The following is a 9,623-nucleotide window of genomic DNA, read 5'->3' on the forward strand; positions in this document are numbered from 1 at the left end:
GCCACCCGCTACGACAAGACCCGCGAGTCCTACCAGGCTGCCGTCACCATCGCCTCAATTCTGCTCTGGATCTGATCTTTGAAGACGGTCCCTAGCCGCGTCCGGTCTACCGATCCGGGCGTCTCGGAGGATGGGGGTACAAGTGCCTCGCAGCACAGGCGGTGATTAAGGTCGCTGGTCGTCCGGCGAGCGTTTTCGGACATCCGAATCGCTCTTCTCCGCCTCGTCCCGCCAGTGGCCGAGGTTGTTCCGGGTGGCGAAGGTGTCGGGGTGTTCCGGGCCCAGCACTCGGATCTGGTCGTCCAGCAGCTCGGCGAATGCGGCCACAGCCCCGGCCGTATCCCCCGCCTCGCCCCGCCAGGAAGCGAGGGCACTTCGGGTGGTGAGGGTGTCGCGGTGGTGCGGGCCCAGCACCCGGACCTGGTCGTCCAGCAGCTCGGCCGCCGCGGTCGTAGCTCCGACTATGTCACCCGCCTCGCGCCGCCAGTAGGCGAGGTTGTTCAGGGCAGTGAGGGTGTCGGGGTGGTCTGGTCCCAGCACTCGCAGGCGCTCTTCCAGCAGTTCGGCCGTGGCGGTCGCGGCTGCGGCCGCGTCCCCTGTCGCGCCCCGCCAGTGTGCGAGGGCACCTCGGGTGGTGAGGGTGTCGGGGTGGTCCGGGCCCAGCACCCGCAGGCGCTCTTCCAGCAGCTCGGCCGTGGCGGTCGCAGCTCCGACTGCGTCCCCTGCCTCGCCCCGCCAATAGGCGAGGTTATTCCGGGTGGTGAGGGTATTGGGGTGGTCCGGGCCCAGCACCCGCAGGCGGTCCTTCAGCAGCTCGGCCGTGGCGGTCGCGGCTGCGGCCGCGTCCCCCGCCTCGCCCCGCCGGTGGGCGAGGGCACCTCGGGTGGTGAGAGTGTCGGGGTGGTCCGGGCCCAGCACCCGGATCTGGTCGTCCAGCAGCTCGGCGAACGCGGCCACAGCCCCGGCCGTATCCCCCGCCCGCCCCCGCCAATCGGCGAGGTTACTCCGGGTGGTGAGGGTATTGGGGTGGTCCGGGCCCAGCACCCGGACCTGGTCGCCCAGCAGCTCGGCGAACGCGGCCACAGCCCCGGCGGTATCCCCCGCCTCGCCCCGCCAGGAAGCGAGGTTGCTCCGGGTGGTGAGGGTGTCGGGGTGGTCCGGGCCCAGCACCCGCAGGCGGTCCTTCAGCAGCTCGGCGAATGCGGCCGCAGCGCCGGCCGTATCCCCCGCCTGGCCCCGCCAATAGGCGAGGTTGTTCCTGGTGGTGAGGGTGTCGGGGTGGTCCGGGCCCAGTACCCGCCGGCGTTCTTCCAGCAGCTCGGCGAACGCGGCCACAGCCCCGGCCCCATCCCCCGCCTGGCCCCGCCAATAGGCGAGGCTGTTCCGGGCGGTAAGGGTGCGGGGGTGGTCGGGGCCGAGGTGGTGGTGGGTGGTTTCGGCGAGGTGGAGGAAGTGGTCGCGTGCGGCGGTGACCTGCCCGGCCTCGCCGACGCTTCGGCCGGCCAGATACAGCACATCGTGCGCGTAGGGCCAGTGCAGGGCCTCCTCCGCATGGCCGGTGAGGGCTTGGGTGTTGGCGCGAAGAGCCTGGGCGAGGGCGGTGTCGGACTCGATGGCGGGCCAGGCGGCGGTCAGGGCGTCGGCGGCGGTGCGGGCGAGATGCTCGCGCTGGTCAGGGGCGAGGATGTCGCGGACGGCGCGCTGGATGAGCTGGTGGACCCGCACGGCCTGGTGCGGGGTGTCGGGGCTGTGGTCGATCAGGCTGAGCCGGTGAAGCACCCGTAGGGCGAGCACCGCCTGCTCGACGGTCACGTTGGCGCGGCGGCGCCTCCACCAGCGGGACCGGCGCGGTCCGCCCTGCCCGACCGAGAGGTGGGCGAGAGCGGGTGGGCTGGTCAGGACCGTGTCCGGGATGGCGTTGGGGTCCAGGAACGCGGCGAGCTGGAGCATCGGGCGCGCCAGGCCGACGGGGTGCAGGGTGTCGGCCCGGTCGATGGACAGGCTCCAGGCGGCGGCCGCGGTGTGGGCCTGGTCATCGGGCAGGCGGTCGGGAACGGCTTCGGCGAGGGTACGGGTGCGGTCGGCCAGCAGGGCGCGGTAGGTGGCGCAGGTCATGCCGGCGTCGATCAGGTAGGCGGCTGCCTGGGACAGGGCCAGTGGCAGGCGCCCCAAGTCCTGGGCGAGACCGGCGAGCTCCTCGCCGGGTTCGTGGCGGTCACCGGCGGCCAAGGCGGCGGTGAGGTAGGCGAGGGATTCGGCCGGGGTGAACAGGCCGACCTCGATCAGGCGGCGCCCCGCGCCGGACAGGGCCGCGTCCTTGCGCCGGGTGGTCACCAGGGTGCGGCCGTGCGGGCTGGCGGGTGGCCACCAGCCGTGTAGGTCATCGGGGTCGGCGACGTCGTCCAGGACCACCAGCCACCGGCACACACGCGCTTGTGGCTTGGGCTCCAGCCAGGCCAGGAACGCCTGCGCCGCCCCTTCCGGGTCGGCGCCCAGCACCTCGACACCGGCCTGCGCATACCCGGCGGCGGCCGCCGTGGCGCTGGCCGCCGTGATCCACACCAGCACATCCAGATCCCCGCTGCGCCAGGCGGTGCGGGCGTAATGGGCGGCCAGCTGGGTCTTGCCGACCCCGCCCATCCCGGCCAGCACCCCGCCCACGAGTACCCCGCCCGCCGACCCGACCACCGCGGTCGCGCCACCGGTCAGCGCCTGCGTCAGGCGGGCTGCTTCGGCACGGTCCTGGAAACTGCCCGCCAGCGGCGGAATCCGCCCGACCTGATACGGCCATGCCGCGGGCGCGCGCGGCGCGGCATGCTCGTGCCGGTGCTGGTGAAGCTCAGTGACGTTCCCGGCGGCGACGGCGCCGCCGGTCGCGGTGACGACCACCCCGCCGGAGCTCCCGGCACGGTTGGCGTGTGGGTGGATGGCCGTGCCGGGTCCACTCAGCCCTGAGGCGGACCCGGCTGCTGAGGGTTTCCCAGGCTCACGTTGCCCATGGTCAAAGCGGCCGCGGATCCGTGGTCGGCACGGATGTCCACGTTCCCGCCGACGGCCTGCCCGCCGTCCCCGGCCGCCACACCGCCGCCCGGGCGAGACAGGGCCTGCAGCTCCTTCACCACGCGATCCAGGGCCTCGGCAAAGCCGGGATCCTGTTCCGCAGCCTCCTCCAACGAGTCCTTGAGCCGCCGCTGGGTGCGATCACTGGGCTTGTCCTGCCCCGCCGCGGCCTCCTCGGCCAGTTTCTGCAGCGCCGGGTCCTGGCCCAGCTTGCGGCTGACCACATCGTGGAGCCGGTCCATCCCGGCGTCCAGCGAACGGTCCACCTCTTCATCCGCCCGGCCGGCCACCCGCTTCGCCTTACGGACCGCCCACGCGAATACGTAGCCGATCGCGATCTCGATGCCCGTCATCGCACCCCCCGGATTACCGCTGACAACGCATCAAACCGTACTCGCTCCCTCCCAGCGAAGAGGGTCGATTAGAGGTGAAACCGCCGCCTCCGGCCCGGCCCGCGAGGCAGGCTCGAGGCGCCGGTTGGCCGGTCAGAACATCTGAGCGGATTCGTCGAGCCAGGCGCGCCAACCGTTCGGGGTGACGGTCAGTCCGAGACGCTCGATACGGTGGTACTCCTCCCATCGAGGGCCGGTGGCCTTGAGCTCACGCCAGCGGGCGGTGTCATAACCGTCGTTGTTCGCCCAGTGAGAGACCGCGCCATGCCACTCCTGCCAGGCCTCGGACAGCCGGTACAGTGCCTGCAGCCGCGACTCCTCCTTCAGACCGGGCCGAGCGAGCTTGTCCACCGCCTCGCTGGCGGTCGTGTACGCGAAGGTGGTCAGCACGTCGAGAGCGCGGGCCATGCGGCCGCCCGCGCTCTCGGGTGCGAGGGTAACGGCGAGGGCCGCGTCAATCTGCCCGCGTAGGAAAGTGATCAGACCGTCCAGGTCGGTGCGGGTGATATCAACGGCGTAGCGTAGTTCGGCAGCGGGCGCCGGGTCGTGTTCTCGGACGCGTTGGTTCTTCCCTTCGTTGCGGGCGCTGGCCGGAGGCGTCGCCATGTCCGCGACGCTGAAATGGGTAGTACCAGCGTGGTAGAGGCCTCGCCAATGGGCTGGTCAGCCGAGTGCGACCCGGGCGGCGGTCTCCCACTCGTACATCTGCCGGTCGCGGCCGAGGATGATCAGCTCGGCCGCGGTGATGCGGGCGGTGGCCGGGTAGGCGGTGACGGAGGCGAGGGCGTCTGTGGAGAATGCCCGCCGGTACCGCAGGCACAGGTACTGACCCGTGGTCGTCCAGGCGTTCCACCGTGACGGGCACCCTCCGGAGGTCTGCACCACCCGCGCGAGGGTCACATCCTCGTGAAGGTGGGCCTCGAATCCGGCCCGGCGGCGTACCGTCGTGACGGCTTCGAGTGGGACGGGAGGCGGGCGGTGCTGATCGTGGTGAGCGGCGGGCCGGGCAGTGGGAAGACCACGCTGGCGCACGCGCTGGCCGGGGCGGTCGGTTGTCCGGCGGTGTGCCGGGAGAGCTGAAGGAGGGCCTCGTGCACGCGGGCACCTCTGATATCGGGTCCGACGGGGTGGACGGGGCCGTGCGGGCCGTGTTCTTCGAGGTGCTGGGCGTGCTGGTGCGCGCGGGGGTGAGCGTCGTCGCGGAGGCCGCGTTCCAGGACCGGGTGTGGCGCCCCGGCCTGGAGCCGCTGGTCGCGCACACCGAACTGCGGGTGGTGCACTGCCAGGTGGACCGGGCGCTGGCCCGGCGGCGGATCACCGCCCGCCTGGCCGCCGGCGGTCACCGCGGCGCGCACGCCGACCACGACCTGCTCGCGGCCCCGTCCGGGGCGGGCAATCTGCTGGACGACTTCACGCCGCTGTCCCTGCCCGGCGTACCGCGGCTGTGCGTGGACACCACCCGCGGCTACGATCCGCCGCTGGCGGACATCGTCGCGTTCACCGGGCGCTGAGGGCCGCGCCGGGCTCCGGGCATCGCGGGCGTCCGGACCGGTGGTCCGATGATGCGGCGAACCGGCCTGCGACAGCCCGGTGAGGGAGCGGACGAGGGTCAGCCTGCGGCGGGGAGGCGGGGTTGCCCGTTGCCGATGCGGAGCAGTACGGCTCCCTGGTTGGAAAGGGCCGGGTGTGGCGAAGCCAGTTCACGAGGGCTGCCCCCCCCGGTGGGCTGGTCCGGCTGGCAGGATGAGTGATCTTGCCGCAGCCGAGGGGCGGTGAACGGCTTCCAGGAGGACGAGATGCTTGGTGGGCACGAGCCCGGTATCCAGGTTTCGGCAACCGTGGCCACCAGCGCCGGGATGCTCGGGCTTTGGGATCCTGCGGCCTTCCGAGGTGTCGTGGACTACGACTCCTGGGAGGCGGAGCTGCTCGTGGACGAGGACGTGTCGCGGCACATTCGTGTCGGGTCGTTCGTGCCGGTGAACATCGGCAGCGACGGCGCCTTCGGGTTGCTGGTTCGGGTGGGCGCCCGGAACCGCCCGGCGGAGCTGAGCGACCGCGAGGCGGGCTTCGTCGTCGTCTCCTCGTTGCCCTACCTGTTCGTCTCCACGGGTTTGGCCTGCGTGAGCGGGATCGAGAAGGTGGACGCGGACCCGGACGACACCGTTCTCATGGTGGCGTTGGGGCCTGGCGAGCACGCTGTCACCATGCACTTGATCGACTGGGAAGCCGAGCCCGGCAGCCGTGGTGAGAACGGCCTTCCGGTCGCTGGTGCCCTTCCCGATTTCGTGATCCTGATCAACCCGGCAAGCAGTGTCGAGGGGTCGTGGCGAAGCGACGTGGAGACGTTCGAGCGTCCCGGGCAGTGAGGCAAGGGCCGTCCGGGCCGCCCGACGTCGTGGTCAGGCTCGCGTAAGCGGCAGGGCGGGGGCGGCCGAGGTGGCCCGCCCCCGCTTCCGCTTTCAGAGGGCGGCCAGTTCGGCGTTGGCGCGTTCGGCGACCAGTGCGAGCACGCGGCCGGCGACGGCGAGGTCCTCGGCCGGGATGCCGTCGTAGACGCGGGCGCTGATCGGAGCGGTCTCGGCGCCGGTGCGCTCGAACAGTTCGCGTCCGGCGTCGGTGAGCCGGAGCCGGGCGGGCTGGGGGGCCGCATCCGACTCCAGGAGTCCGGTACGGATCGTCTCCTCCAGGACGGCGTGCACCGTCGCCTCGTCGGCCTTCAGCGAGCCGGTGACGTCGGCGATGAGCGCGTCGCGCTCGAGGCTGCCGCCGGCGGCGGTGACGGCCCGCAGGGTGACGCTCTGCTCGAAGGTGAGGCCGTGGCGCGCCAGGACGCGTTCCAGGATGGCGCGCGAGGCGTAGTGGGCCAGGGCGATGGCGCGGGGGGTGAGGGGTGCGGGCGTCGGGGTCGTGGTGGTGGTGGTCATGGCCGGTGCTCCTGGTGGTTGTCGGTGTGCGCGTCGAGAGGTGCGTCGAGAGGTGCGTCGAGCAGGATCGTCAGCTCGCGGCTGAACTCCTGGGCGCGCTGGCTGCGTTGGCCGCCGAGCGGCTCCAGCAGCTGGTCCAGCAGGCCTTGGACGACCGTGATGGCGCGGGCTGTGAGGTCGTGTCCGTGCTCGGTGAGCGTCAGCTGCATGGCGCGCGGGTCGTCCGGGTCCCGGGTGCGTGCCACCAGCCCGGCGCCTTCGAGGGCGCGGGCGAGCTTGGAGACGTACAGCGGCTCCAGCCCGGTGTGGTCGGCCAGCCGGCGCTGGCTGGGCCGCAGCCCGGAGCGCGCCATGCCGTACAGCGAGGCGAGCAGTGCGTACTGCGCGTGGGTCAGACCCAGCGGTGCGAGGGCCCGATCGACTGCGACGCGCCACTTCATCGACAGGCGCCAGACCAGGAAACCGGCGGTGGCGCTCTCGGCTGCTGAACTCATGGGCATTACGGTACATGGCTACTATGTCTATGGCTACTGTTTCCGTGCCCCAACCGGGCGGACGGGCGAGGCGGGCGGGTTCAGGCGATGGCGAGAGCCTGCGGCAGGGCGTCGAGGGCGTGCAGGACGCGGATGCCCGGCGCCACCGGAGCATGGGAGGCGGTGCGGTCGAGCCAGAAGGCGGTCAGGCCGGCCCGGTGGGCGCCTTCGGCGTCGAGGACGTACTTGTCACCGATGTACGCGACTTCGCCGGGGGCCAGGCCCAGGGCCGCGCAGCCGGCGTGGAAGATGCCGGGGGCGGGTTTGGCTTCGCCGTGCTGGTCGGAGCAGACCAGGGCGCCGGCGACGTAGTCGAGCAGGCCGACGGCGTGGAGCTTCCGGCGCTGGTGGTCGGCGTCGGAGTTGGAGACGACGCCGAGCCGGTAGTGGGGGGCGAGGGCGGCCAGGGCCGGGGCGGCGTCGGGGAAGGCGGCCTGGGCGGCGTCGCGGTGGGCCGCGTAGCCGGCGAACCAGGCGGCGGCCTGCTCGTCGGTGAGGTGGTCGGCGTCGGCACGGCCGAGGCGGGCCAGGAAGCGGCGGGTGCGCTCGTACTGCTGGGCGCGGAAGGTGAGTTCACCGGCGAGGAAGCGCGCGTACTGGACCTCGGTGATGGCGCGCCACAGCTCCAGGGCCGCCTGCGGGCAGGCTGAGGCGTCGGGCGCGCCGCCCGCGCGCAGGTGGGCCAGGAGGCCGGCCGCCTCGGAGCCGGAGTAGTCGAACAGGGTGTCGTCGACGTCGAAGAGCACGCCCTTGATGGTCGACATGAGCCATCCCTTTCCGTTTCGTGGGCGCCTTCCTGGGGGCGCCGTCTTCGTGGGCGCCGTCTTCGTGTGCGCCGCCTATCGAAGGGCCGGGGCGCCCGCCGCGGACAGCAGGGCGTCGAGCAGGCCCGGGAAGCGGGCGTCGAGGTCGGTGCGCCGCAGGCTGACGAAGCGGTTGCGGCCGGCGACGCGGGTGGTGGTGACGCCGGCTTCGCGCAGGACGCGCATGTGGTGGGAGACGGTCGACTTGTGGAGGTGGTCCAGGCCCAGGTCGCGCGGGTCGCAGGAGTGTTCGGCGCCGTCGGCGTAGCTGAGCAGCAGGCGCATGCGCACGGGGTCGCCGAGGGCGTGCAGGACCGTGACGAGGTCGATGTCGGCGGTGGCGGGCTGGGGAAGCCGCTCGTCTGCGGTCATGGGCTCGGCTCCGGCGTCTCGGGGTGTCGGGGTGTCGGCGCACCGGGCGGCGACGGGGATGGTTTGACAATCATCCACCAATCCTCAATTGTTTGACGAGCATCCAACTGTTGGATGCTGGTCCAACAATATTCGTCCGACACCATTCCCGGGGGGCCTTTCCCGTGCCCGTACGCCTGCTCCTGCTCGCCCTCGGCACCTTCGCCATGGGCACCGACTCCATGGTCATCGCCGGCATCCTCGCCCCGATCAGCACCGACCTGGACGTGTCGGTGGGCTCCGCCGGCCAGCTGGTCACCGTCTTCGCGCTCGGTTACGCGCTGCTGGCCCCGCCCCTGGCCGCCGCCACCGCCCGCTGGCCGCGCCGGCGCCTGCTGCTCACCGCGCTGGCCGTCTTCAGCGCGGCCAACGCCCTCAGCGCCGTCGCCCCCACCTACGGGCTCCTGCTGGCCACCCGTGTCCTGGCCGCCGCCGGGGCCGCTCTCTACACCCCGACCGCCAACGCAGTGGCCACCACCCTCGTCACCCCCGAACGCCGCGGCCGCGCGCTGGCCACCGTCCTCGGCGGCATGACGGTCGCCACCGCGCTCGGCGTGCCGCTGGGCACCTGGATCGGGCACGCGAACTGGCGGCTGACCATGTGGCTGGTCACCGTTCTCGCCCTGGTCGCCCTGGCGGGCCTCGCCGCCCTGCTGCGCGATCTGCCCGCCCCCACCGCCGCGCCCGCCCTCAGCGCCCGCCTCGCCCCGCTCGCCCGGCCCCGGGTCCTGGGCGCGGCGGCCACCACCCTGACGTTCTTCCTCGCCTTCCAGACCGTCTACATCTACCTGGCCACCGCCGTCTCCGGCGCCACCGGCGGCGACACCGGCCGGCTCGGCCTCGTCCTGCTCACCACCGGCCTGGCATCGGTGGCCGGCAGCTGGCTCGGCGGACGCCTCGTCGACCGGATCGGGGTGCGCCGGGTCCTGCTCACCGGCTCCGCCGTCGCCGCCGTGGCCTTCGCCGCCCTGCCCTGGCTCGGACGCACCATGCCCGGTTCACTCGTCTACGCGGTGGTGGCGCCGTTGGCGGGCTGGGCCGTGTCCGTGGCACTGCCGCACCGACTGGCATCGATCGACCCGAACAGCGCTCCCCTGCTGATCTCCCTGAACAGCAGCGCGCTCTACCTCGGCACCGCGGCCGGCGGCGTCGCCGGCTCCACGGCGATCACCCTGCTCGGAGCACACTGGTTCCCTCTGGCCGCGGCAGGACTGGCACTGGCGGCCTCCCTGACGGCGGCGGCCACCACCCGCGACCAGCGGCCACGCCGCGAGGCAACGGCCGCGCCGGCACCATCACGCAAGGACCGTACGGCCGCCGGGGCGTGACGGACCGTACGGCGGGGCCGGCGCCCAAAAGACCGGCCCCGGGGCGCCGCCACCCGTGGCAGCTCCGTGGGGGGGGGGGGGGGGGGCGGGCGCCCCGCCCCCCCTCCCCCCCCCCCCCCCCCCCTCCCCCCCCCCCCCCACCCCCCCCCCCCCCCCCCCCCCCCCCCAACCT

The 9,623-nt window shown here is 73.0% G+C and carries 12 protein-coding genes; 4 read left to right on the top strand and 8 right to left on the bottom strand.

The window, feature by feature from the left end; genetic code table 11:
• Positions 1–165: 165 nt before the first annotated feature.
• From ACZ4WV_RS34285 to ACZ4WV_RS34300, 4 genes are all read right to left on the bottom strand, one after another.
• Positions 166–2,889 carry a tetratricopeptide repeat protein gene (locus ACZ4WV_RS34285; RefSeq protein ID WP_465752832.1) on the bottom strand — a complete coding sequence of 908 codons (2,724 nt, stop codon included), beginning with the start codon at positions 2,887–2,889 and terminating at the stop codon, positions 166–168.
• A gap of 56 nt (positions 2,890–2,945) precedes the next feature.
• Positions 2,946–3,413: a hypothetical protein gene (locus ACZ4WV_RS34290; protein ID WP_465752834.1), complete on the bottom strand. Its 468-nt coding sequence runs from the start codon at positions 3,411–3,413 to the stop codon at positions 2,946–2,948.
• Between the two features lie 132 nt (positions 3,414–3,545).
• Positions 3,546–4,058, bottom strand: a complete 513-nt coding sequence (locus ACZ4WV_RS34295; RefSeq protein WP_465752836.1) for a hypothetical protein — start codon at positions 4,056–4,058, stop codon at positions 3,546–3,548.
• Positions 4,059–4,115: 57 nt separating this feature from the next.
• Complete coding sequence (locus ACZ4WV_RS34300) at positions 4,116–4,337, bottom strand: hypothetical protein (RefSeq protein ID WP_465752837.1); 222 nt, start codon at positions 4,335–4,337, stop codon at positions 4,116–4,118.
• Between the two features lie 27 nt (positions 4,338–4,364).
• Between ACZ4WV_RS34300 and ACZ4WV_RS34305 the strand changes: the two genes are divergently transcribed.
• The 3 genes from ACZ4WV_RS34305 (at position 4,365) to ACZ4WV_RS34315 (ending at position 5,818) form a co-directional block, all read left to right on the top strand.
• Positions 4,365–4,532, top strand: coding sequence for a zeta toxin family protein (locus ACZ4WV_RS34305; RefSeq protein WP_465752839.1), 168 nt, complete (start codon positions 4,365–4,367; stop codon positions 4,530–4,532).
• A gap of 11 nt (positions 4,533–4,543) precedes the next feature.
• Positions 4,544–4,963, top strand: a complete 420-nt coding sequence (locus ACZ4WV_RS34310) for a P-loop nucleotide/nucleoside kinase family protein (protein WP_465752841.1) — start codon at positions 4,544–4,546, stop codon at positions 4,961–4,963.
• A gap of 261 nt (positions 4,964–5,224) precedes the next feature.
• Positions 5,225–5,818, top strand: coding sequence for a hypothetical protein (locus ACZ4WV_RS34315; protein WP_465752843.1), 594 nt, complete (start codon positions 5,225–5,227; stop codon positions 5,816–5,818).
• Between the two features lie 93 nt (positions 5,819–5,911).
• Here the strand turns inward: ACZ4WV_RS34315 and ACZ4WV_RS34320 are convergent, their stop codons facing one another.
• The 4 genes from ACZ4WV_RS34320 to ACZ4WV_RS34335 all read right to left on the bottom strand — a co-directional run bounded on the left by ACZ4WV_RS34320 (position 5,912) and on the right by ACZ4WV_RS34335 (position 8,084).
• On the bottom strand, positions 5,912–6,376 hold the full coding sequence (locus ACZ4WV_RS34320; protein WP_465752844.1) for a MarR family transcriptional regulator: 465 nt from the start codon (positions 6,374–6,376) through the stop codon (positions 5,912–5,914).
• A complete protein-coding gene (locus tag ACZ4WV_RS34325; protein WP_465752846.1) occupies positions 6,373–6,870 on the bottom strand; it encodes a MarR family winged helix-turn-helix transcriptional regulator in 498 nt (165 codons plus the stop codon). The genes ACZ4WV_RS34320 and ACZ4WV_RS34325 overlap by 4 nt, the downstream gene beginning before the upstream one ends.
• Before the next feature lie 80 nt (positions 6,871–6,950).
• Positions 6,951–7,673 (bottom strand): HAD family hydrolase, encoded by a 723-nt coding sequence (locus tag ACZ4WV_RS34330; protein ID WP_465752848.1) that lies wholly within the window; start codon positions 7,671–7,673, stop codon positions 6,951–6,953.
• Between the two features lie 75 nt (positions 7,674–7,748).
• On the bottom strand, positions 7,749–8,084 hold the full coding sequence (locus ACZ4WV_RS34335; RefSeq protein WP_465752850.1) for an ArsR/SmtB family transcription factor: 336 nt from the start codon (positions 8,082–8,084) through the stop codon (positions 7,749–7,751).
• 164 nt (positions 8,085–8,248) lie between these two features.
• Between ACZ4WV_RS34335 and ACZ4WV_RS34340 the strand changes: the two genes are divergently transcribed.
• Entirely contained in the window at positions 8,249–9,451 is a 1,203-nt protein-coding gene (locus ACZ4WV_RS34340; RefSeq protein WP_465752852.1) for an MFS transporter, read from the top strand.
• Positions 9,452–9,623 lie beyond the last annotated feature (172 nt).

Source organism: Kitasatospora sp. NPDC029312 (assembly GCF_055569215.1).

What these genes read in the sequence shown, in the direction of transcription:
- ACZ4WV_RS34290 (WP_465752834.1), bottom strand. Translation starts at nt 3,413, where the DNA reads ATGACGGGCATCGAGATCGCGATCGGCTACGTATTCGCGTGGGCGGTC.
- ACZ4WV_RS34335 (WP_465752850.1), bottom strand. Translation starts at nt 8,084, where the DNA reads ATGACCGCAGACGAGCGGCTTCCCCAGCCCGCCACCGCCGACATCGAC.
- ACZ4WV_RS34325 (WP_465752846.1), bottom strand. Translation starts at nt 6,870, where the DNA reads ATGAGTTCAGCAGCCGAGAGCGCCACCGCCGGTTTCCTGGTCTGGCGC.
- ACZ4WV_RS34330 (WP_465752848.1), bottom strand. Translation starts at nt 7,673, where the DNA reads ATGTCGACCATCAAGGGCGTGCTCTTCGACGTCGACGACACCCTGTTC.
- ACZ4WV_RS34320 (WP_465752844.1), bottom strand. Translation starts at nt 6,376, where the DNA reads ATGACCACCACCACCACGACCCCGACGCCCGCACCCCTCACCCCCCGC.
- ACZ4WV_RS34295 (WP_465752836.1), bottom strand. Translation starts at nt 4,058, where the DNA reads ATGGCGACGCCTCCGGCCAGCGCCCGCAACGAAGGGAAGAACCAACGC.